Source organism: Colwellia sp. F1 (genome assembly GCF_056238625.1).
In genome coordinates this window covers 174,408-197,824 of record NZ_JBWDLI010000001.1, presented here as the reverse complement: position 1 = coordinate 197,824, position 23,417 = coordinate 174,408, and the positions used below count along the sequence as shown (strand labels likewise).

Below are 23,417 nucleotides of genomic sequence, written 5' to 3'. Positions count from 1 at the left end.
ACTATTATGCGAGGTATTAGTTACTGATTGGCCAACAACATGCTTGTTAATATCAAACGCTATTTTGCATAACCCATAATACGACGTATATTTTTATATAAAGGGTTAAGTCTGGTATACATTTTTTTGTAAACACTGTGGTAAAGCTTGTCATATATTTTTTTATTCTCAGCAATAGGTGTAAAGATAGCACCGTAATGGGTCATTTTTGCAACCGCGCTTTCGTAGCTATTATATAAACCGACCCCCACGGCTGCATTTATTGCTGCGCCAAGTCCAGACGTTTCATAAGTATGGGGGCGTTGTGCTGGCATACCAAAAATATCCGCGGTGATCTGCATGACTTCATCGCTTTGTGAACCACCACCCGACACCATTAATTTAGTAATTTTTACCTTAGATTTTTTCTCTGACAGTTCTTTTCCTTCACGAAGCGCGTAGCCTATTCCTTCAATAATCGCACGATAAATATGTGCTCGAGTATGCACATCGCTAAAGCCAATCATAGCGCCTTTTGCTTCTGGCCCAGGCACTTTAATACCTGGGTTCCAGTAGGGTTGTAATATCAAGCCCATTGAGCCTGCGGGAACTTGCTGCAATAACTTGTCAAATAAGCTTTCTACTATCATGCCTTGCTGGTTAGCCATTTGTTGTTCTTTCAAAGCAAATTCTCGCTTAAACCAACTCACCATCCAGTAACCACGTTGTACTATTAACTCGGTATTATAAGCATTAGGCATTGCTGCAGGGTAGGCCGGTAAATGCTTTATGGCTTCAATATAATTGGTGTTTGCCGTGTTGTAGGTTGCTGTTGTACCGTAACTTAAACTGCCAACATTTGGTGTTAAACAGCCTGAGCCTAGTACTTCGCATGCTTTGTCGGATCCTGCTGAAATAAGAGGTAAGCCAACTGGAATACCCGTCTCTTTTGCCGCCTGTTCACAAACTTTGCCTAATTCCTCACCACAGGGAATTAAGCTTGGTAACATCGATTTTTTTATAGGTAAGGCTTGCCAACGCCAGCTCCAGGGTTTTGACCAAGTATGGTGTTTAAAGTCAAAAGGGAGGTAACCAACTTGGCTAGAGATTGAATCGACATAGTTTCCGGTTAATTTTAAACTATGAAAACCTGACAGCAACATAAACTTATCCGTTTTTTGCCAAATGTCAGGTTGTTGATGCAAAAGCCAATTAGCTTTTGCTTGTTCTCTGAAGTAGTTAATCGTTCGCTTTTCACCTGCAAAAGTAAAAATAACACGCCAATACCAACTCATCTTATCAAGTGTGTGTTGCTCGCGTTGATCTAACCAAACAAAGGCAGGCCTTAACGGTTGGTTATTTTTATCTAAGTTAATTACTGTGGCGCGCTGGCAAGTTAAGGCCGCTGCTTTTATTTGTGATTTTTCAATATGTAAAGACTCAAGCTCTGGCCATAATGCCTGACAAGCTTTCGCGAGCATGTGCCAATAATAATTTGGCTCTTGTTCTGCCCAACCTGGCTGCTTAGAAAAGTAAGGTTCAATATCTACCTTACTTTTAGCAACAAGCTGCCCTTGTAGATCAAACAATAAAGCACGAATGCTTTGTGTGCCGTTATCAAGTGCTAACACATATTGCGGGGTTTTAGGTTTTGCATTTTTGTTCATGGGCAGTATTTCATTATTACGCTAACCTGTTAGTTAATAAGTTGTTTGGTTAGCCAAGCGCCAATGTCATTAAGTTGCTCTGGCAGTACACTGTGGGGCATTTGGTATGTTTTCCATTGTGTATTGTAGCCATTGTTTTGTAATAAGTCGTTTGCCATTTTACCTGACGATACTGGCACTACATTATCTTGTGCGCCATGGTGCTGTAATATAGGTGTGTTTTTATTGGCAGCACTTAATTCACTTGGTAATTGGTCTTTTATTGGCAAATAGCATGACAAAGCCAGTATGCCCGCTAATTTTTGCTCAAACCTTAAACCAGTGAACAAACTCATTACGCCACCTTGACTAAAGCCGGCCAAAATAATATTACTTGCAGCAATGCCATTATTAATTTGTTCAACTATCAGTGCTTGCACTAAGGTTTCAGAGATAAGCACGCCCGCCATATCAGCTCGGTTATGTAGATTCTGGTCGTTAATATCGTACCAAGAGGGCATAACAAAGCCATTATTAATCGTTACAGGTTGTTTTGGTGCATTAGGAAAAATAAAGCGTATACTATGGTTTGCAGGTAAGTTTAATAAGGGCACTACTGGCGCAAAACCTGCACCAGAATCACCCAAGCCATGCAACCAAATAACACAAGCAGTAGCAGCTGTATTGGGTTCAACGGTAATTCTGTCTAATAGGGCTGTAGATTTATTCATCATTTCTCTTTCGGTTTAGTAGCAAGTTTGTATTGCCCGCTAATATACCGTAATTGGTGTTAAAATAGCAGGTTATAATAGAGAAATGCAAAAGTATTGCTTTTGCTCTAGAGTAAAAATTGTTGCACCCAGTCAGAAATATTTAACAAAACAGGTAATAAAATATTTAGTAATACTATTTTTACTGCTATAAATAAGTAATCACTATTTTTATAGTAAACATAACAATAGTAATTTTATAACTTGTTGATTACACATATTTAACTGGGAAGTGTTATCATTACAATTAATTTAATCGCCACTTATTTATGTTTTATTTAGCAGAGTAAGTATTTTCTATCTAACCATGAGTATATAAAATGACAGCATTAACATTTAAAGGTAATACAATAGCAACCAATGGAGACTTTCCTCAAGTAGGTGAAACTGCCCCAAATTTTACATTAGTGCAAAGTGATTTATCTCAGTTATCGCTAACGGATTTAAAAGGGAAAAAAGTTATTTTTAATATATTCCCAAGTATCGACACGCCTGTGTGCGCACTGCAGCTGAAAAAATTTAGCCAAGCGGTTGGCAATACTGACAATGCAGTTTTATTATTTGCCTCACTGGATTTACCCTTTGCCTTTAGCCGTTTTTGTGGCGCTGAGGGGATAAGTAATGCAATTACAGCGTCTGATTACCGCCACCGTAGCCTAGAAGCCTATGGCATTAAAATGGAAGGCGGCCCATTAGACGGTTTATATGCACGTGCTGTTTTGGTACTCAATGAGCAACATGAAGTGGTGTATAGTGAGTTAGTTTCTGAAGTGACCGATGAGCCAAATTACGACAAAGCAATGGCGGCATTATAAACTAGCTTTTTACAATAATTAGGCTAAAGTGTTATAGATTTGAAACACAGTCGCTTGCGCTTTGTTTACCTTACACTTATCTATTGCTAAAAAAGGAGTCCAAATGTCTTACGTTGACGGTTTTGTTGCTGCAGTCCCTAATGCAAATAAAAGCGCGTATTTAGCGCATGCTAAAATTTCGGCTGTGGTGTTTAAAGACCATGGCGCACTCAGCGTGGTAGAAACGTGGGAGGATGATGTACCAGCAGGCGAAAGTACATCCTTTTCAATGGCGGTAAAAAAAGCAGAAGACGAGTCTGTTGTATTCTCTTGGGTCACTTGGCCAACTAAAGAAGCACGCAACAGAGGTTGGCAGGCAATAATGGATGATCCACGAATGCAACCAGAGCAAAACCCTATGCCTTTTGATGGCAAGCGACTGATTTATGGCGGTTTTAATATAATTCACAGTGCATAATCAGCATTGACTTAATGGGTAATTAAGTTACCAAACAAGCTAAAAGCTTTACATACCTTTAACACGACCCCGCCTTCAATGTTATAAGCATGCATGTTGAAGTTAGGGTCGTGTTTTTTATCAATTAACCGGTTATTTACCATTAGCGCTTTCTAAGATATAACTATTTTTAGCACCGCAGATGTTCGTTATTGTTAAAACACATCTTTGCAGTTAAAGTAGTACGATCCGTGAAACAAAACAACGCGTGTTCTACAAGCTAGTTGTAAAAAACCAAAACTATAGATTATCGAGAACGAAAATGAGTAAACAACCAGAAATAATTATTTCATCTTTAGACGCAGACAGATTATATGACTTAATTGAAGCCCAACCTAAGAGTGTAGTGGTTGGTATCAATGAACTGGAAAAAGAGCTTGCACGTGCAAATATAGTAGAGCCTTCTGAAGTGCCAGCAACAATAGTAACGATGAACTCTACAGTGAAGTTCTCTGTAGAGTCGTCAAATGAAGAATTTACACTCACATTAGTTTACCCAAAAGATATTGACTCCAGTGGCCAAAAAATATCGATTTTAGCTCCTGTTGGTAGTGCCTTACTTGGGCTTTCACAAGGTGATCAAATTGAATGGCCTAAACCAGGTGGCGGGCTTATTAAGGTTATTATCACTGAAATCACATACCAGCCAGAAAGAGCGGGTGAGCTGCATAGATAAACTTTATCATACGGCAGTAGTACACGGGGGTTAAAAACAACGACGCGAGTAGAATACAGCCATAACAATATTTTTTTATATCCAATAAAGGGAGCAAGCTTGTTCCCTTTATTTATGGTGTTAACGTCACTTGGTGACTAGGGTAAAATTTGTGAAAACGCTCACCAACAATGATAACCAAGACTTCCATGAGCAAAACTTTAGTGATTTAAAGCTTATTCAAGCAAAAGTAACAGCGAAAAAGTTTTATAATTGCACTTTTAAATCATGTGACTTTAATGAAAGCCACTTTACTCACTGTGAATTTACACACTGTAAATTTATTGCCTGCAACCTTAATAATATTAGTGTAACGAATAGCAAGTTTGCTGATGTTGTGTTTCACCAATGTAAAGTTATTGGCATTAATTGGACCATGGCTTATTGGCGAGATTTAATGTTGTCAGCTCCATTAATGTTTACAGAGTGTATGATTAATTTCTCTTCTTTTCATGGGCTAAGTCTAGAGGAATTAACTATTGAACATTGCCGTGCATACGATGTAGACTTTCGAGAAGCTAACTTACAAGGTGCAAGCTTTGCTCATAGCGATTTAAATAATAGCTTATTTAATAACACTAATCTTACCAACGCCAATTTTAGTGGTGCTGAAAATTATGATATTAATATAAAAAACAATAAGGTTAACAACGCAACCTTTTCTCGTTACCAAGCAATACGGTTGCTAGACTCATTAGGCATAAAGCTGCAAGAGTAAAGCTCCTTCAGTATTTTAATGCTGTAAAATTCTACGCAAAGGTAACGCAGTAAATGATATGGGGACGACCTCTTCACTCAGATAAACAATGGGGACGACCCCGCCTTGATAAGATGTAATTATGAGTTGGTTTATTTTAGTTATTGCAGGTTTGCTTGAAATAGTTTGGGCAATTGGTTTAAAGTATACCGAAGGCTTCACCAAATTATGGCCTACCGTATGGACCCTATCGGCATTAGTATTCAGTTTTGTATTGCTGGGTTTAGCCATGAAAAACTTACCTGTTGGTACGGCATACGCTGTGTGGGTTGGTATTGGTGTGGTAGGTACGGCGATATTAGGTATTTTGCTTTTTAATGAGCCCACTTCACTGCTTAAACAAGTCAGTATTGGTTTTATTTTTATCGGCATTGTCGGCCTTAAATTAGCCCATAGCATACAGGCAATTTAACGAGGCGGGCATAACTTTAGTTTGTTCAAACAAGGTAATTTTTTTATAAAAACGAGACAATATGTCGCAGGCTAGGGCTTGAACAAAAAGTTATAATTGTTGTCACTTTTCACAGTGGTATCAATTATTATTATGAATATTGAAAAACGCTCTCAAATTAAATGTTTACTCTCTCCTTTAGCGCTTCTAATTAGCACATTATTATCGTCTTCAGTTATTGCTGATGACGATGCTTCACTTGAGGTTATCGAAGTGCATGGGCATACTCAAAACTCACATTTAGCCTTAGGCTCTTCAGAGTCACTGTTAAGTGATGCAGGTGTTGATTTTTCTGCTGCCGGTGGTGTTGCCAATCTCCCCGTTTTAAATGGCATGATGGGAGATAGGATCAAAGTTTTAGTCGATGGTGCTGATGTTACTGCAGCCTGCGCCAACCAAATGAACCCGCCACTTTCTTATATATCATCTAATCAAATATCCTCTTATAGTGTGGTTGCTGGTATTTCTCCCGTTAGTGCAGGGGGCGATAATATTGCAGGGGTGATTAATGTTAACTCCATTTCTCCAGTGTATAGCAAAGACAGTGACTTAGCATGGCATTCAGGTTACCTTTCTGGGCAATATCGTTCGGTGAATAATGGTCGTTCAGTCGGAATTGGTACGCGTTTAGCAAGTGACACTATTAGTGTGAACTATCAAGGCGCGTTTACTGATGCTGACAGCTATGAAGACGGGAATGGCAAAACCGTACTCGACACGTTATACCGCTCACAAAATCATAGTTTAGCCGCAGCAATGCGTGACCAAAAGCAGCAACTGGTTGTTAAGCTAACGCACCAAAAAATTCCCTACCAGGGTTTTGCTAACCAATACATGGATATGGTTGACAATACCAGTTATGGCGTTGTCGCCCAGTACAAACGTAAACTGGACAATAGCGAATTTGAAGGGCAGCTAAATTGGCACAGCGTAAAACATGAGATGGGTTTTTTCACCCCTGAAAAAGTGGGCATGATGCCAATGGAAACAGACGCACAAGATGTGAGTTACCAATTAAAATGGCGGGTAAACTTAAGTAATAATAGTACGTTATTATTAGGGCAGGAATATTTTGACTATCGCATTGACGATTGGTGGCCTGGCATTGAAGGCTCAATGATGATGGGCCCAAATGACTATATCAATATTAATAATGGTAAGCGACAACGCATCGCAGCGTTTGCAGAGTATGAAAACCAGTTAAATAGCCAGTGGTGGTTAAACGCTGGAGTTCGTATTGAAAATGTTCATGCCAATGTTGGCGAGGTGCAAGGCTATAATGACGGTATGAGCATGGACGGCATGCACGATATGGAAGGCATGCACGATATGGAAGGCATGCACGATATGGAAGGCATGCACGATATGGACGGCATGCACGATATGGAAGGCATGCATATGTCAATGGGGCCAGACAACGCTAGCGCGGCCAAAACATTTAACGCCCTTGACAAAAAACGTGACGACACTTTAGTTGACGCCAATCTATTGCTAAGTTACCAACTAACCCACAACGACACATTGCAATTTGGTTTGGCGCGTAAAAACCGCGCACCAAGTTTATATGAAAGGTATAGCTGGGGTGTCACCAGCATGTCTACTCGAATGATTGGTTGGTACGGTGACGGTAATGGGTATTTAGGCAACCCAGATCTTACTGCTGAAACTGCGCATACCGTTAGTACTACTTATACTAAAGTAGCCAATGATGACAGTTGGCAGGTAAATGCCAATGCTTGGTACACAGATGTTAGTGACTATATTGACGCAAACGTTGCCTCGGAAATTGAAAACACAACAGAAGGGACAAACCGACATATTTTACAGTTTACTAATGTTGACGCCCGGCTCTACGGCGTAAAGATTGATGCACTTGTGAATATTTTTGAGTCTAGCGCAATGGGTAACTGGCAACTAAAAGCCAATATTACCAATACGCGTGGTACAAGAGAAGATACTAACCAAGCGCTGTATCAAATAAAGCCATGGCAAACACAAGTAGGGCTTATTCAAAAAGTTGGTCACTTTGAAAACGCATTAACATGGGAATGGGTCGATGACAAAACCCGTGTTGACACTAACCGCTTGGAAAACAAAACCGACAGTTATCATTTGGTTAACTTAAGCACAAAAGCCTCTTGGGATACGTTAACGTTAAGTGTTGAACTCAGTAATTTACTGAATGAATATTATCAGCTGCCTTTAGGGGGCGTTAGTATTGCTCAATATAAGCAAGATAATACCAAAGGTTTTCAACAAATTGCTGGGCAAGGGCGCTCACTAAATATTGCAGTAAGCTACGCGTTTTAATTACTAAGCTTTTAAATAAAGGGGGACAGTTCTAAATCTGTCCCTCAACGCTATTTATCTCTCTCACCATAAAGTGTTCAAATACTGGTGTTTTATAGCCAATGTCTCACGTGATGTTGAGGCTTTAGCTTACACTTTCAAAGTCTCCCTCGTGTTAAAATATTCCTAACACACAGTATTTACGTGTTAAACCCCTCATGTAACACTTCTATTAAGTGCTCTTTTTTATATCCAAGGAATATAATGACAAATTTTGTTATAAAACCAGCAATACTGGCCACAACGCTACTTTTCTCTAGCGTAACACTTGCCAATGACGACACTAAACCAACTAAAGCATTAAATCATTGGAGTATCGGGGCAGGCTCTTATGCGTTTGCTATTACAAGTGATAGTAATACCAGTTATGTTAGTGACTATACTTTTGGTGGTTTTACTCTAAACGGAGCTTATGCTTTTAATAATCATTTTCAAATAAGAGCGTCTTACTTTTCATTAGAAGAAAGTGATGCCGACAACCTCGAGAGTACCGGATATGACATCATGGCTTATGGTGGTACCGGTTTCGCTAAAAAAGGTTTTAGAGGGTATGGTGGTATTGGCTACTTTTCTGATGAATGGCGCGATAACGCTATTCATTATTCTTATTATGAAGATGAGTATAACAACCATTACAAAAAAAGCTTTTCAGGTTTTCAACTTGGAGGTGGGCTAGGCTATAATTGGGGGCCTGTGGCCTTAGACTTTGTATTAACTTTGCGTAAAGCTGATGAATATGAAGATCAAATAATATACACAGGTGGTTATGCATATAACTCAACGACTACTACTCATTCAATTGCTTATATAGCAATGTCTGGAGGCCTATCTATTTCCTATTTGTTTTAAACAAGCTGTAGTAAACGACAGCTACCTTTCAACTACCTCGCAGTAACAGTAGTTACCACCGTTACTGCGAGGTAGTAATATTTATAAAGAACAACCATAAAAACTTATTTACAGACTGTTCATCAGTTAGACATTAAGCTGCTATCAGCACTTCAGCCTGATTATCATCATTGGTCAATTGTAGGTCGGCATTTATGCCGTCAAGGCTTGTGGCTTAATGTCACGTTTTACTGGGATTCAGGCATAAAAAAAGATGCCCGAAGACATCTTTTTTTATTAATATGGTCGGAGTAGCAAGATTCGAACTTGCGACCTCACGTCCCCCAGACGCACGCGCTACCAAGCTGCGCTATACCCCGATTTGTCATCAAAAACTTACAACGCATTATTATAAAAATGTAAATTATAATATCAAAGTAACCTAGGGATGATTACTGCGTACTATGCCGCTTTGATTTACGCTGCCTATCATAATGATTTCTTCCGTTAATGCAATGACAATTGTTAGTTAAATGAGGCAACAAGAGTTAACCGGCTAACCAATAAACAATTATTGGCTACTTTGTTGTGCTTGTTGGCTAAAACGCTTAATAAAATGCACGCCATCAATCATTAAAGGGAAATCATTATTAACACTAATCGGCGCATCTAATTGACTTGAATAACTTTGAAAGTTGCCATTTTGGTCAATAAATACCGATTTGTCTTTATTAAATACTACTAAACCATTATTAGCTGTATTGGCAATAACACGATCTTTATTTAATGTGGTGATATCTGTGCCATTACTGTGTTTTTCATTAGGTATCTTACAATTTAACCAGTTTTTCATCAAGGTTGGTGCTATATCCATACTGCTGGTTAACTTATTTACTGTTTGTTTTTTTACCTGGTTATTGGCTGCAGTAGTGGGGACAACCAATAACGCCGGCTTAGTCGATAACTGGGTGTCTTTGGTTAGGTTGCCCATAGAGCCGATCCAAATGATATCTTTTTGCTGTTTTTGTTGTTGGGCTAATAATAAAGCATCAACAAATAATTCAAATTGATAACTATTGTTACTGGCGTGTTTTTTCTGGGTATGTTCAGGTCTAACTCGCGTACTTTTAAAATAAATAATATGTAATCCAGGTTGGTTACTATTGAGCTTATTGGCAAATACTAGGCTAGAGATGTCATTGAGGTAGCTTTCATTATCAAATAATGAAATAAACCAAGGGTTTTCGCGCGTTCTTCGCGTGTTTTTATCAATTAAGGTAAAAGAACTAGCAAGGTTTTGCTGCGCAATAGCTTGAAATAATAAAGGTTGGGTTTGTTGTGCTAAAATATCTTGCTGATAAATATTAGGCAAAGCGTAAAGTAAGTTAAACCAAGTTTCATTGTGCAGGGCTGAGTCAACGTGATTGGTAAACAAGTAACTGTTGCCGTTGGCTCTATTACTAAAGCGCTGTAATTGCGCTGTGTTTAACTGCTCGTCGGTTAGTACTAAAAACACAGATTGCGCTATATTATCATTGCTACATTGGCCACCTTGTAACTGTGAATAAGGCGGTATGGCACTGTTAAACGCTAGTGGAATGGTTTTACGCTTAATATAGTCGTCAACATCGAATAAGCCATACTTTGTTAGTAACGTTTTAGCAGTTGCAGGGTAAGACAAAGGTAAAACCGTGTCTTGACGCAATATATCATAATCTAAATTAGCATCTGCCCAAATGTGGGTTAAGTGGCTAAAGAAGAAAGATAAAACTAAAGCGAAAATAGCGTAACGAGCAAAAACTGTTTTTTGTAGTTTTTTCAAGTGCTTCCATGCGTAATTGCTCATGGTGAATTGGAAACCCAAAAGGGCAATTGTCAACATACCACTGACCGTATAAAAAAGTGCACTTTGTTGTGCTATTTCTTGTATTAAGCCGAATATTTGGGCACTTGACGAAGCGTTTAAATGATAACCTAAACGACTATAAATAAAGCCGTCAAGTAGTAACAATAACAACCCAAAGGTAAATATTATTGAGGCACTGGTGCGAATCACCTTAGTATTAGGCCAAATAATGGTTAACGGAAAGATAATTAACACAAAACTCATAAAGGTGAGAAAGGCTATATGGCTAACCCACGTAGTAATCAGGTAAGCGTACCCTAAAATAGTGTCTGGTGCTGTTTCACTAAAAAGATAGAAAGAGGAAAGGGCAATTGCCGCAAATATATTAAAAAAGGTGAACCAGTGGCTCCAACTAATTAAATGTAAAAGCTTTCTGCTGTAGGTTTTTGTATCAAAAGAGACCATTGAACTTTATTCTTCTTGTTTTGATGTATTTATAAAAGATCTTAATTCACGAAAAATTCAACTAGTGAGTTTTTTGAATAGACTGATTTAATGCGCGCGTAAAATTGTCTACAATAGCACTTTGTTTGTCAGCAGGGATTTTACTGATAACATTAGTTACGGTATTTCCTAAGCACATCAGTGCTAAATCTGTTGTTGCTGATTCGTTAACAAGTACATCCATAAGTTCTTGGATAATTTTTTCTACGCGTTCGTTTGAGTATTTCGATACAATGGGCATAATGGCACTTAATTGCTGATGATAAATAATATTTTTGCAGTTTATCAAATGACTGAACAATATACTATTATATCCCTAACATAGACCCCTATTTATGAGTTTAATTATTTCAAATATAGCACTACACTTTATTTCTAAAAAAGAAGAGTCTGGCGAGGTTAAATTACGTTTAGGCCCTGAAAACATAGAGGTTGGTGCTAAAATAACCGCTTTTGTTGATGGTTTACATACTGTTTATAATGCTAAAGGTAGTAAAGCTTATGGTAGCTTTGCTGCCACGCCAGTAGCAAGTAATAGCGAAACCGCAATTAATACTGACGCTATCACCGATACAGACGCATTAACTAATATTAGTACAGGCACCGCGCGCTTTGTTGATTTAATGGAAGCTTACTTAAACGAGCGCCAAAGTTTTTATGCCTTTAGTGCACAAGCCGCTAACACCCTTAAAAATGAAATAGAAAAATACGACCTAGAAGAAAGCGGCTATTTAGTGGTTTGTCATTATGAATATATGGGTGGACGTTACTTATTAGTGGCCGTAATTCCAGTTTCAGAGCATTATAGCGTTGATGGTGAACTAAATATTTCTGCAGACAAGCACCTTGACACCAATAAATTGCAGTTGGCCGCACGCATTGATTTATTTGACTACCAACAAAATGCTAGTGGCAACCGCTATATTTCATTTATTAAAGGCCGTGCTGGACGTAAAGTGTCTGATTTTTTTCTTGACTTTTTAGGCTGCGAAGAAGGCTTAAATGCAAAAGCACAAACACAAACCTTAGTACAGGCCGTTGAAGATTACGTTGCAATTAACCAACTTGACGCTGGTGAAAAGCAACAAACGCGTAAAGAATTATTGAACTATTGTAAAGAGCAAAAAGCCAGTTCACAAGACGTTTCAATACAAGAAGTAGGGAAGGTTATAGGCCATACAACAACTGATGCTCACGGTAACGAACAAGACTTTTATCAATTTTGTCAGCAGCAATCTTACCCTATAGAAGCGTCGTTTCCGCATGACCAAACTGTTGTTAATAAAATTACTAAATATTCGGGTTACGGTAATGGTATTAGTTTGAGTTTTGAGCGCAGTCATTTTGGTCAAGATGTTGTTTATAATCCGCATAATGACTCGATTACTATCTTTAAAATACCCCCAAACCTAAAAGAACAACTACAAGCATTATTGGCCACGAACAATGATGAAGTTATAGAAAATGAGTAATTTTTTTTACTCTATCAGCAATAAACAAGTTACGCGTTACCAAGATTGATTGACATTGTCAGCTTGTTAACACAATAAATATCAATGCATTACAATTAATTTGTTAATGTAAAAGAAAAGAGAACTTTCATGACAAACACAATAGAAAAAAACAGCCAAAACAGCTTAACAATTACGCGCCCTGACGATTGGCACGTACATTTACGTGACGGCGCTGTGTTAAAAAATACCGTAGCAGACATTAGTCGTTATTTTGGTCGCGCTATTGTTATGCCTAATTTAGTGCCCCCCGTAACAGACGCTAAACTGGCCAAAAGTTATCATCAGCGTATTATGGCCGTTGCCGCTAATGACCGCTTTAAACCTTTAATGGTTTTATATTTAACTGACAATACCAGTGCACAAGACATCATAGAGGCAAAAGAATCAGGGCTGGTTTTCGCGGCTAAATTATACCCTGCGGGCGCAACAACCAACTCGTCGTCTGGTGTAACTGATATAGCTAAAATGAATGATGTTTTTGCTGCCATGCAAAGTGTGGGAATGCCACTCTTAATTCACGGTGAAGTGACCACGAGCGATATTGATATTTTTGATCGCGAACAAGTCTTTATCGATACCATTTTAGCGCCGTTAGTCGCAAGTTACCCTGATTTAAAAATAGTGCTAGAGCATATCACCACAAAAAATGCCGTTGATTTTGTGAAAAGCGCTAGTAACAATGTCGCTGCAACCATTACCGTACACCATTTAATGTATAACCGTAACGACATGCTTGTTGGCGGCATTCGTCCACATTATTTTTGTTTGCCTATTTTAAAACGCAATATTCATCAACAAGCATTGATTGAAGCCGCAACAAGCGGGCAGGCCAAGTTTTTCTTAGGTACAGACTCAGCACCACATGCACAGCAAGCTAAAGAGTCTGCGTGTGGTTGTGCCGGTGTATATTCAGCTCACGCAGCGATTGAGTTATATGCTGAAGTGTTTGAGCAGGAAAATGCCTTAGATAAATTAGAAGCCTTTGCCAGCTTAAATGGCCCTAAATTTTACCAACTGCCCATTAACACTGACAAAATAACATTAGTTAAAAAACCTTGGCAAGTGCCTGCCACCATGAGCTTTGGTGATGATGTCGTTGTACCTGTGCGTGCAAATGAGGCGATACAGTGGCAAGTAAAAGGTTAAAATACCAAAAGCTTTGTTAGTTAAGTAACGTTTTGCCGCTATTATTGCTAACAAGCTTTAAAGTTTGCTATTTATAACGTGGCTGTAAAAGCGATTGATAAACTAGGTATACATTGTGTAACAAAACACAATAAATAGAGTAAGGAAAAAAATGCAATTATTTGTAGATGATTTAACCGTTATTGATTTTTCATATCTGTGTAAACAGCGCGGTATTGTAGGTGAAAGTTGGATCGTAGATGTATTACTTGATGGCGCTTTAAATGATATGAGCATGGTGCTAGATTTTGCTGTGGTAAAAAAGCAAATAAAAGCCATTATTGATGATGCCGTTGATCATAAATTATTACTGCCTATGCAAGAGCCAGCCTTAACCTTGGCAGAGTCTTGTCATAATAAAGGGCACCAAACCGTTGATTTTATAAGTGATATAGCAAGTTATCATCTACAATCACCCGCATGTGCTTTTACGGGGATTGACTGTTTACACATTACCATACCGGAAGTAACAAAGTACTTAACAGAGATTATACTCGCGCAATTACCAACGAATGTAGAAGGGCTAACATTGGTGTTACGCCCTGAAGATATCCCAAGTGACTACTATCATTATACCCATGGTTTAAAATTACATGACGGTAACTGTCAGCGTATTGCCCATGGTCATCGCTCAAAAATAAAAGTTTACGTTGATGGTAAAAGAAACCAAAAATTAGAAGCTGCATGGTGTGTCCGTTGGCAAGATATTTATATTGCCAGTGAAGCCGACCGTGTTGCTAAAGATGAGATTCAATTATCAGCACAGGCAATGGCTAATTTAACACCCGATCATCAATATTTTAGCTACCATGCACCACAAGGTCGGTTTGATATTGCGGTAGACACTAAAATATTAGATGTGGTTGATTGTGATTCAACCGTAGAATTACTGGCTGACTTTATCGCCAGACAACTTAAAAAAGAGTTACCTGATAACACAATTAAAGTCGTTGCTTATGAAGGTGTTGCAAAAGGGGCTATTGTCAGTGTTTAAATTTCAAAAACTTTCTGGTCTGTTTGTCATAGGGTTAAGTATGTTCCCGATGGCAAATGCACAAGCCGCAATTCAACTTTCTGGTGAAATGCAACAAGGGGGCTTAATTGTTGGTAAAACAAATGCGAACAATACAGTGATGTTAAATGACAAAACCCTTACTGTCTCTCCCCAGGGGGATTATGTTTTTGCTTTTTCTCGCGATGATAAAACCCAGTACACATTAACGGTTACTTCGCCCAGCGGCACAGTAGAAACAAAAACTTTTACCCCAAAAAAGCGTGAGTATAAAATATCACGGGTGGAGGGTATTAGTAAAAAAATTATGAACCCAAATAAAAAAGCCAATATACGTGCTAGCCAAGATCGCGCTGCAATAGTGAAAGTACGTAAAATTTCAAGTGCTTTAACTGACTTCTCGCAAGGTTTTATCGCCCCAAGAAAATCTCGTATTACAGGGGTATATGGTAGTCAGCGTTTTTATAATGGCGTCCCTAAAAATCCACATTATGGCGTTGATTATGCTGGTGCTATTGGTGCTGAGGTAAAAGCACCTGCCGGTGGCACTGTTTTGTTATGGGTACCTGATATGTTTTATTCGGGCGGCACACTCGTCATTGATCATGGTCATGGTATTACTTCAAACTTTTTACACCTAAGTGATTCACTGGTAAAAGTGGGTGATAAAGTCACTCAAGGGCAAATTATTGCCAAAGTAGGCAATTCAGGCCGAGTTACTGGGCCTCATTTAGATTGGCGGATGAATTGGCACTCTGTTCGCTTTGACCCTGAATTAGCGATGAAAGTTATTCCGATAAAATAGAAAATTAAACTTAACCATACTAATAAGGTTTTTTTGCTTATCACTTATATTGGTAATGCGCAATTACCTTATCGTTAATATTCAACTACTTGCTTGTAATCAACATTATATTATCACCGAGGTATACCATTGGGTTTGCCTCTGTATACCTTTAAGGACACGGTATGGCCGAACATGGTTATTCTCTGCTACGCATTATTATTATTGACAGTTTTTGGCAAGGGCAAGTAAACGAGCTTGACCTAACGGGTCACACACAACTTGAAGGCACTAACGGCGCAGGCAAAACATCATTAATGCGTTTATTACCCCTTTTTTATGGCATGCGTCCTAGTGATATTGTGAGTAAGGTCGATCAAGCCAAAAACTTTGCTGATTTTTACTTACCCCGAGAATCAAGCCTTTTAGTGTATGAATATGCTAGGCCTTTTGGGCAAGTGTGCCAAGTTTTAGCCAGCAGCGATGGCCGAGGTGTACATTTTAAATTTATTGACGCTGCATATAACAGCGAGCATTTTATCGCTAACACTTTGGGCGGTAAGGCTAAACCTTTTACCCTAAGCGAAATAGAAAAAAACTACCGTAATGCTGGAGCTGACACGTCAAAGTTCTTAGGCATAGACAAGTACCGGCAAGTTATTCAACACTTGCGTAGCGGTCGTAAACATAAAGAAATACGAGTACTGCAAAACCGGTACGCCTTTAGTGAACAACCTTGCCCACACATTGATAAAGTGATTAATGGCACCATAGAAAAAAATCTCGATTTTGAAGCAGTAAAGCATATGCTTGTTGCCATTGCGAGTGATTACCTTGCACGAAACACCAGTGAGCAAAAAGAGCAACTGAGTTTAAATAAAGCCGATATTACTCACTGGCTTGCTGATATACAGGCCAGTCGTGCCATTAAAAAAGTAGCCGATAAAATTGCTGTTTGGCAAAGTGATTTTAGTGCCTTTGCAAGTTTAGTAAATAAGCTACAACATCTGCATGCTGAAATTATCACACATCAAGCACGTCTTGAATTAAAGCAACAACAACGAGATGAGCTGAAAAAAACAAGTATTGCTGCACGTAACACAGTAGAGCATGAATTAGCCACTATTACTGAAGAACATAACAAAGCCTTGTTCGATCTTGAAGCAAAAATTAATGCTGATTTAAGTAAAATTGAATTGCTTGATCAAGACAAACTTAATTACGATGATGACGATGCCAGTAGTTATCAAATTAAAGCAGACCAAGCGCCACAAATTCAAGCAGAGCTTAATGAAGTGATCTCGGTTATTGATGCCTTTGAAGGTAATATCAGTAAAATCGAGCAGAAATTTGATAAGCTTATTCAACAAATTGAAGTGGAAAAGCTCAAAGGTATCAACCGCAATAAACAAAAAGCTGGGGAAATTAGCGCTGAAGCTAATCAACAATTAACACACATTAATGAAGTGTTTCATCAACAAGAACAAGCGCTTAATGCCCAGTTACACAAAGAAGAGCTTCGGCTGCAAAAAGATCATCAAAAAATACAATATCAATTTGATACGGCTAAGCAGCAACTAGCACAACCAATCATTGCCACAGAGTTAGCACAAGACATTGAACAAAATGCCGAAGCATTGTCTCATGCACAACAGCAATATAATGAGCTTGTACAACAAGCGGCAGAATTACAAAAACAGCAACATCATTTAGAAAAACAGCAAAACCAACGCTTAAATGAGCGTAGCGACGTGAGCCGTTATTTAGAACAACTGCGCCAAGACTATCATCAAGTTGAATTACAGTTACTACCGCACGTTGACTCTTTACATCATTACCTGCTTAATGAACCGCTAGCAACTAATTGGCAAGAGACTATTGGTCGTTTATTAACAACAGAACAATTATCGCGCTCTGATTTAAATCCACAGTGGTTAAATACTAGCGATACCAGCATACCGCCTAGTCTTTATGGCTTGTCGATTGATTTACAACAGCTACCTTGCGACGACTCATTATTTTTAGACGAAGCACAACTGCGTGAAAAACGCCAAGCGATCGAAACCAAGCTAGCAGCACAAACCGATAAAATGGCACAGTTAGACACTGTGCTAAAATCAATAGCGAAAGACCTTAGCCAACTAAAAACTCAAGTCAGTACACAAGCGCAACACTTAAGCCAGCAAAAACTCACCTTAAGCCAGTTAAATACGCAACAACAAAGCCTGGTTGTGAAAAAACAACTAGCAATAAAAGCACACAAAGCCAGTGTTGAAGCACAATTACAACAGCTTACGCAACAACTTAAAGCGCTTGAGCGAAAACAACAAAGCTTTGAAGAAAATAAAGCTGAACAATTACATGAACTTACTAATGACAAATTAGAGAAGTCCATGGTAGTTGAAAGCGACCGAGACAACCAACTAGCATTATTGTCAGAACAACATTCAGCCTTGATCAGCAATACCAAGCAACGGCTAGCAGATCTTAAAAAACAGCGAGTTAGTGACATTAACCATCTTGACCCTGATGGTGAAATAGACAAATGTATTGCTAAGCGGGTTATATTAGAACAAAATTTACAGCAGTGTGCTTTATATGCACAAAAGGCTCGTGACTATCAAAGTTTTATGACAGAGCGCTATTGCCACCGTGATGCTTTAGCGGAGCAGAATCAAAATAGAAAAATTAGTAAACGTAATTTAGAATCAAGCTTTGAAGATAGTCACATTGAATTATCAGAAAAAATCAATGAGTTAAAACAGCTAATTAGAAAAAACAACCTAGAAAAACAGGCAACCGAAGATTTACTAGTGCAACTCAACGACAACAAACGCTTATGTGAAATGTCTGCCATCGCAAGTGAAACGTCAGCACAGGAGCCGTCAAACCAAGCAGATTTAACCGCTAGTTTTTGTTCTGATTATCATCAACAGTTTAAAACAATTGAAAAGCGATTAACCACACAACTTAATACTTTTAGTGAACGCTTTAGAAAAGACCATTCAGGTAGTGAGCTCTTTGAAAACTGGCAAAAACTATTACAAGACAACGATAATTACTCTGGCGCTCAATCGCTCTTTAAATACCGCGAGCCCATCAGTGAGTTACTAAACAGCGCTGAGCAAAAGCAGCAAAGTACTTATCAATTGGTGACAGTGAATGCCACAATGATCAATGAGTTTTATCAACACATTGAAAACTTTGGCCGCAATATAAAACGTATCGGTAAATTATTGTCTACTAAGGTAACCGCACTAGCGCATTTTGAAGCCCTAGCCGATATTAATGTTACCACAGTAATGAAACAAGAAGAGCTTGATTACTGGGGGCCATTACAAAAATTTGCTGAAGTGTTTGAGCTATATAAAGATCAATTACGTGATGGTATTGGTGAAGTGCCTGACGATTTAGTCTTTGCGATGCAAACGTTAGCAAGTTACTTACCTAATGAAGGTTTTGTGTTAGCGCATAACAATTTGTTTGATTTAGAATTTACTATTGTTGAAAAGGGCCAAGTAAAACAAGCGCGTAATGCCAAGCAGCTTAAAAAGGTGAGCTCAACCGGTTTGTCTTATTTAGCCATGTTATCCTTGTTTGCGGGTTTGTTAGCAATGTTACGCGGCGACAGTAAACACCCAAGTAAAGTTATTCTACCCGTTGATGAATTAGGCGAGCTTGCCGCTGAAAACATTGACCTGTTATTGCAAATGTTTAATGATAATCATATCAGTATGCTGTCTGCGTCTCCGTCGACAGACCGCCATATTTTGTCCTTATATGCTCGCCATTATAAATTAAAAGACAATAAAATTTATCACGCTGATATTCCACAGTCTCGTTTAGATGAATTATTAGCCCAACGCAATGCCACACCGGCAAGTAATCAGTGCGCCGACATACCTAACAACAAACAAAGCACAACACAGGAGTTAAGCTAATGTTTAAACAAAGTATTCAAAAGCTCCTCTGTGGCGCGGTTATTTGTCAAACAGCTTACGAAGCTGAATATTTATACTTAAAAGCTGAAAGCCATAACGACAAGGTGAATGATTTTTTAGCTAACCTAGACCGCAAGCTTACCTATCTTGAAAGTGCTGACGCCTATTACTGTACTTTCAACCAAGTAGACGAGAGTAATCACCAAGAGTTAAGTAACTTATTTAGTGAAATGCGTGGCACTTTTAGGCCCTTGGTAGAGTTTTTAGACTTATTACTGACGGCAACACAAGCGGATTTACCTATTCGAGCAAAATCAGTCATTAATATTAATGAATTATTTGAACCATTTGAGCATGATCAAACCCTGAGCGAGCAATTAAATAGGTTAACCTCTATCAGGCCGTTTAAAACCAATAAAACAGAAACACGCGAGCAATTAGTGACAGTGTTTCAAAAGCTTGAAGAAATGCATTACTTTGTTCGTAAAAACTCAGGCAGTAGCCGATATTATGCTACGGCGCGCTTTGACTTAATTTATTTATTAATTGAGTTTTTAAATGATGCCGAGCTAGTCACCTTACCTGAACAAGAAAAAAGCCAACAAGAAGAGTTATTGTTTTAATGATTTTTTTAATTAAGCGAGTTAACCATAGCTTTGTTATAGGTACATTATAATGGCGGGTTTTGACACGAACCAAGTCGCCAGTTTACTGCGGCAAATTGGTGCATACAATGACTTACTGGCTAGTGCTTATGTTTATGGTTCAATTGCAAGTGACGAGCAAGATGCTAACACACTAAATTTATTGCACAAATCTGGCTTGATCAGGCCAGACGAATCGCCTGGCGAGTATCGCATAACCACTGATCTTAAACGCATGTTAAACCGACTCATGCGTAAACAAACCAGTTATCGGCAACTGACCGATATGGGTAAAGTGATTGATGCAATTGATGAAGTCGTAAAAGATTATCAATTAGCGACACAGGCGAAAGAGCAAGAAGACGCTGAGTATTACTTAGACCAACTTGATGATTTACTTTACGAAACAAAAGATAATTTCAATAACAACTTAGACACCATGCATTTTGCTATTGTCAGTCAGTTTGGTTTTGTAACCAGCTTGTCTAATAAAATTCGTCAGAATGAACGTTATTTGTCACATGCACAAAAATTACTCAATGAACTACAACAAATCGACCCACACGACTGCTATGAATGGTTAGACTGGCCTTGTCCTAATGAGTTTGCCCGCAAAATATCAAGCTTTGTTTACTGGTACAACCAAATACTACCTAAGCTGCGGTTAATTATTGATAACATGCGCATTAGTTTATTTCGTTTGCGCCAAGATGAGAAGCAAGCAAACCAACTCCGTAGCATGGCGCGTTTTTTGCGCAAAAGTCCTGAGTTTGAGCTTGATGAGAATTTATTTGAATTACCCAATTTACCCCAGGCGCTTAAGTATTCTCCTGCAATGCCACTTAAAAGTTATGTTGACACGAAACAAACAGACATTGAACAACCATTACTTGAATTAGTACACTCATTACGTAAACAAGTAACAGCTTCACCTCTTAAAACAAGAACAAGCAGTGAAGTAAGTGTTGATGTGATAGAAACACTACTGGTAGAAGAAGACTTTTTTGAACAACAAACAGAACAATTATTTGAACACGTTATTATCAATAACACTGCTGTTTCAGCTTTAAATTTTTATCAAACACAGCAAAACACTTGGCTTGAACAGTCACAAATTATTTCGCCAACGGCATGGATAGAGCTAGTGTTTAGTTGTTATTGTAAATTAACCAATGCACAGCAAAGTGCGCTCAATATAAAAATGAAAGGCGTTGCCGTCAGCGGTACAACAGATAATTACCGTTATAGTGATGTAGTCATTACGTTAAAGCCGTAATGTAAACGTGAGCTAAAGTCAGAGTTAACAGCTGGGTTACTAACTAATGAATAAAAATCTTTATAATTTCACTCAAGCCAAGCTCCAAAAACATAGACAGGGCGGTAAAATAAAAAATACCGCTTTCGCGACAAAACTGTACAGCGAGCATAACTTTGGTCAGCTTGATTTAAGTAAAATGTACTTAAGCTTTACTCTAGATGATATTTTAGCGCTAAGTAAAAACATACAAAAATTGCTTGGTGTTGATATCAAATATGATCAATACCCGGAACAAAAGAGTAGAAATATAAACGCCAATAAAAATAGAAATGAAAAAATAAACAGCTTGCCTGTTAGTAAAGACTTTATTTTAATCAATAGTTTATCAACGATCAAAATTAATCAAACGCGCCATCAGCTACCTTCATTAACGTCATTGGGTATTTATGTGAAAGCCGATGATATTCAATCAATTGAACATAAAACAATTGTTCTGGTAGAAAATCTTGCGGTCATGGCCAGTTTATCGGCTTTAAATTTACCCTCAATAAATGAAGAATTAAAGGATGCATTGTGGCTATATCGAGGCGATTTAAAAAAACAGCAGAGCACGGGTACTGCTTATAAATTTTTTCGTCGTTTTAACAATCATCAGCGAATATGCTTTAGTGATGTTGACCCCAAGGGCATTGAAATTGCGTTAACGTGTCATGCTGATTATTGGCTAACAATTAAAAACATTGAAGAGTTCAAGCAAGTTGTTAATAGCCTTGAAGGGAGCGAAAAGGAATGGTTTGAGCAGGGCGCTGCTATTAAGTTTTTACAAAATACACACAGAAAAGCAGAAGCGCAATCTCAGCAAAAACCTGCATGGCTGTCACTGTTTACCGTGATATTAAACCAGCAAAAAACACTCAAACAAGAACATATTGTTACTCATAATATTGCGTTAACATTATTAAAACTAAGCAATAGGACTTAACCTTACCATGTATAAAAAAAAGCAAGATGCTAAGCAACAAGTAATTACTTATGAGCGCGTCAAGGGTTATATGCAATGGATGATTGAACGATATGGTGATTACTCCGCTAAGACACTACTGCAAAAAGCTAACCTATTATTTAAAGATGATACACAATTTAATACGCAAGCTCTCGATTACTTAATAACGCGAGGAATTGTTGATGATCAGCGTTACGCACAACGCCTAACCGAGAGTTTATCAGAAAAGAATATCGGACCTAATAAAATAAAAGAGAAGTTGTATGCCAAAGGCTTTTCTTCGCAAATAATAAATGATTGTCTTAGCACAATAGACACCAGTGACCAAGAGTATTTTGACCGAGCGTTAATGTTAAAAATAAGAAAGTTTGGGCCTGAGCCAATAGACGATATTAAGCGCAAACAAAAAGCATTGCGGCACTTAATATCGAAAGGATTTTCATACACCATTGCCAATAAAGCCGTTACGTATTCAGCAGAGCAAGCATGGGATTAACAGGTCGGGGCAGGCAAATAAAAAGCCAGCGAAGTGCTAGCTTTTTAAGTTTTGCTGTTCAATAACAGTTTTTATAATCTTTGTTATTGCTTAACTCTATAGGCTTTTAACAGTCGGTATCTTTCGTATCTAATTTTTCTTTCGCATTTTCACACGCATCTTCAATGGCATTACCGGCATCAGTGGCCATATCTTTCGCTTTTTCGCTTGCCTCTTTGGCAGCATCTTGTGTAGTAGAGATAGCCTTATCTAGTGTGTTATTAACTTGTTCTTTATCGTCGTCGCTACAGGCGCTTAAGCTTAATACCGTTGTTAGTGCAATGGCCATGAGTGAAATTCTTTTATTTGTATTGTTCATGAGTATTTCCTTAAAAGATTAAAATATAAAAATTTAAATAATTAAGCTATAAATAATTAAGCTATA

The 23,417-nt window shown here is 38.2% G+C and carries 21 protein-coding genes and 1 tRNA gene; 16 read left to right on the top strand and 6 right to left on the bottom strand.

Annotated elements, in window-relative coordinates:
* Positions 1 to 59: 59 nt before the first annotated feature.
* Both AC0UA9_RS00950 and AC0UA9_RS00945 read right to left on the bottom strand, forming a co-directional pair.
* Positions 60 to 1,646: an FGGY-family carbohydrate kinase gene (locus tag AC0UA9_RS00950; protein WP_475655827.1), complete on the bottom strand. Its 1,587-nt coding sequence runs from the start codon at positions 1,644 to 1,646 to the stop codon at positions 60 to 62.
* A gap of 29 nt (positions 1,647 to 1,675) precedes the next feature.
* Positions 1,676 to 2,356 (bottom strand): alpha/beta hydrolase, encoded by a 681-nt coding sequence (locus tag AC0UA9_RS00945; protein WP_475655826.1) that lies wholly within the window; start codon positions 2,354 to 2,356, stop codon positions 1,676 to 1,678.
* A gap of 359 nt (positions 2,357 to 2,715) precedes the next feature.
* Here AC0UA9_RS00945 and tpx point away from each other — a divergent pair, with 359 nt between their 5' ends.
* The 7 genes from tpx to AC0UA9_RS00910 all read left to right on the top strand — a co-directional run bounded on the left by tpx (position 2,716) and on the right by AC0UA9_RS00910 (position 8,827).
* On the top strand, positions 2,716 to 3,210 hold the full coding sequence (gene tpx, locus AC0UA9_RS00940; RefSeq protein ID WP_475655825.1) for a thiol peroxidase: 495 nt from the start codon (positions 2,716 to 2,718) through the stop codon (positions 3,208 to 3,210).
* Positions 3,211 to 3,313: 103 nt separating this feature from the next.
* Positions 3,314 to 3,667, top strand: a complete 354-nt coding sequence (locus tag AC0UA9_RS00935) for a DUF1428 domain-containing protein (RefSeq protein ID WP_475655824.1) — start codon at positions 3,314 to 3,316, stop codon at positions 3,665 to 3,667.
* A gap of 301 nt (positions 3,668 to 3,968) precedes the next feature.
* Positions 3,969 to 4,382: a nucleoside diphosphate kinase regulator gene (rnk, locus tag AC0UA9_RS00930; RefSeq protein ID WP_475655823.1), complete on the top strand. Its 414-nt coding sequence runs from the start codon at positions 3,969 to 3,971 to the stop codon at positions 4,380 to 4,382.
* 151 nt (positions 4,383 to 4,533) lie between these two features.
* A complete protein-coding gene (locus tag AC0UA9_RS00925) occupies positions 4,534 to 5,139 on the top strand; it encodes a pentapeptide repeat-containing protein (protein WP_475655822.1) in 606 nt (201 codons plus the stop codon).
* Positions 5,140 to 5,260: 121 nt separating this feature from the next.
* On the top strand, positions 5,261 to 5,590 hold the full coding sequence (gene sugE, locus AC0UA9_RS00920; RefSeq protein ID WP_475655821.1) for a quaternary ammonium compound efflux SMR transporter SugE: 330 nt from the start codon (positions 5,261 to 5,263) through the stop codon (positions 5,588 to 5,590).
* Positions 5,591 to 5,722: 132 nt separating this feature from the next.
* Entirely contained in the window at positions 5,723 to 7,939 is a 2,217-nt protein-coding gene (locus tag AC0UA9_RS00915) for a TonB-dependent receptor plug domain-containing protein (protein WP_475655820.1), read from the top strand.
* 243 nt (positions 7,940 to 8,182) lie between these two features.
* A complete protein-coding gene (locus AC0UA9_RS00910) occupies positions 8,183 to 8,827 on the top strand; it encodes a hypothetical protein (protein ID WP_475655819.1) in 645 nt (214 codons plus the stop codon).
* Positions 8,828 to 9,109: 282 nt separating this feature from the next.
* On the opposite strand, the gene AC0UA9_RS00905 is transcribed toward AC0UA9_RS00910, so the two are convergent.
* The 3 genes from AC0UA9_RS00905 to AC0UA9_RS00895 all read right to left on the bottom strand — a co-directional run bounded on the left by AC0UA9_RS00905 (position 9,110) and on the right by AC0UA9_RS00895 (position 11,397).
* A tRNA-Pro gene (locus AC0UA9_RS00905) sits at positions 9,110 to 9,186 on the bottom strand.
* A 191-nt stretch (positions 9,187 to 9,377) separates the two neighbouring features.
* The gene (locus AC0UA9_RS00900) at positions 9,378 to 11,117 is read right to left on the bottom strand and encodes a DUF3413 domain-containing protein (protein WP_475655818.1); all 1,740 of its coding nucleotides are present in this window, start codon (positions 11,115 to 11,117) and stop codon (positions 9,378 to 9,380) included.
* Positions 11,118 to 11,178: 61 nt separating this feature from the next.
* Entirely contained in the window at positions 11,179 to 11,397 is a 219-nt protein-coding gene (locus AC0UA9_RS00895; RefSeq protein ID WP_475655817.1) for a YejL family protein, read from the bottom strand.
* A 94-nt stretch (positions 11,398 to 11,491) separates the two neighbouring features.
* On the opposite strand from AC0UA9_RS00895, the gene yejK reads away from it, so the two are divergent.
* The 9 genes from yejK to AC0UA9_RS00850 all read left to right on the top strand — a co-directional run bounded on the left by yejK (position 11,492) and on the right by AC0UA9_RS00850 (position 22,993).
* Positions 11,492 to 12,628, top strand: coding sequence for a nucleoid-associated protein YejK (yejK, locus tag AC0UA9_RS00890; protein WP_475655816.1), 1,137 nt, complete (start codon positions 11,492 to 11,494; stop codon positions 12,626 to 12,628).
* A gap of 129 nt (positions 12,629 to 12,757) precedes the next feature.
* Positions 12,758 to 13,816, top strand: coding sequence for a dihydroorotase (gene pyrC, locus AC0UA9_RS00885; protein ID WP_475655815.1), 1,059 nt, complete (start codon positions 12,758 to 12,760; stop codon positions 13,814 to 13,816).
* A 151-nt stretch (positions 13,817 to 13,967) separates the two neighbouring features.
* Positions 13,968 to 14,849, top strand: coding sequence for a 6-carboxytetrahydropterin synthase (locus AC0UA9_RS00880; protein WP_475655814.1), 882 nt, complete (start codon positions 13,968 to 13,970; stop codon positions 14,847 to 14,849).
* Positions 14,842 to 15,672, top strand: coding sequence for a M23 family metallopeptidase (locus AC0UA9_RS00875; RefSeq protein ID WP_475655813.1), 831 nt, complete (start codon positions 14,842 to 14,844; stop codon positions 15,670 to 15,672). The genes AC0UA9_RS00880 and AC0UA9_RS00875 overlap by 8 nt, the downstream gene beginning before the upstream one ends.
* Before the next feature lie 164 nt (positions 15,673 to 15,836).
* Positions 15,837 to 19,592 carry an ATP-binding protein gene (locus tag AC0UA9_RS00870; RefSeq protein ID WP_475655812.1) on the top strand — a complete coding sequence of 1,252 codons (3,756 nt, stop codon included), beginning with the start codon at positions 15,837 to 15,839 and terminating at the stop codon, positions 19,590 to 19,592.
* Complete coding sequence (locus AC0UA9_RS00865) at positions 19,592 to 20,215, top strand: hypothetical protein (RefSeq protein WP_475655811.1); 624 nt, start codon at positions 19,592 to 19,594, stop codon at positions 20,213 to 20,215. Before AC0UA9_RS00870 ends, AC0UA9_RS00865 begins: the two co-directional genes overlap by 1 nt.
* A 52-nt stretch (positions 20,216 to 20,267) precedes the next feature.
* Entirely contained in the window at positions 20,268 to 21,512 is a 1,245-nt protein-coding gene (locus AC0UA9_RS00860; protein ID WP_475655810.1) for a hypothetical protein, read from the top strand.
* A gap of 46 nt (positions 21,513 to 21,558) precedes the next feature.
* Positions 21,559 to 22,476, top strand: a complete 918-nt coding sequence (locus AC0UA9_RS00855; RefSeq protein ID WP_475655809.1) for a DUF7281 domain-containing protein — start codon at positions 21,559 to 21,561, stop codon at positions 22,474 to 22,476.
* 7 nt (positions 22,477 to 22,483) lie between these two features.
* Positions 22,484 to 22,993, top strand: coding sequence for a regulatory protein RecX (locus AC0UA9_RS00850; RefSeq protein ID WP_475655808.1), 510 nt, complete (start codon positions 22,484 to 22,486; stop codon positions 22,991 to 22,993).
* 106 nt (positions 22,994 to 23,099) lie between these two features.
* On the opposite strand, the gene AC0UA9_RS00845 is transcribed toward AC0UA9_RS00850, so the two are convergent.
* Positions 23,100 to 23,351 carry a hypothetical protein gene (locus AC0UA9_RS00845; protein WP_475655807.1) on the bottom strand — a complete coding sequence of 84 codons (252 nt, stop codon included), beginning with the start codon at positions 23,349 to 23,351 and terminating at the stop codon, positions 23,100 to 23,102.
* Positions 23,352 to 23,417: the final 66 nt, after the last annotated feature.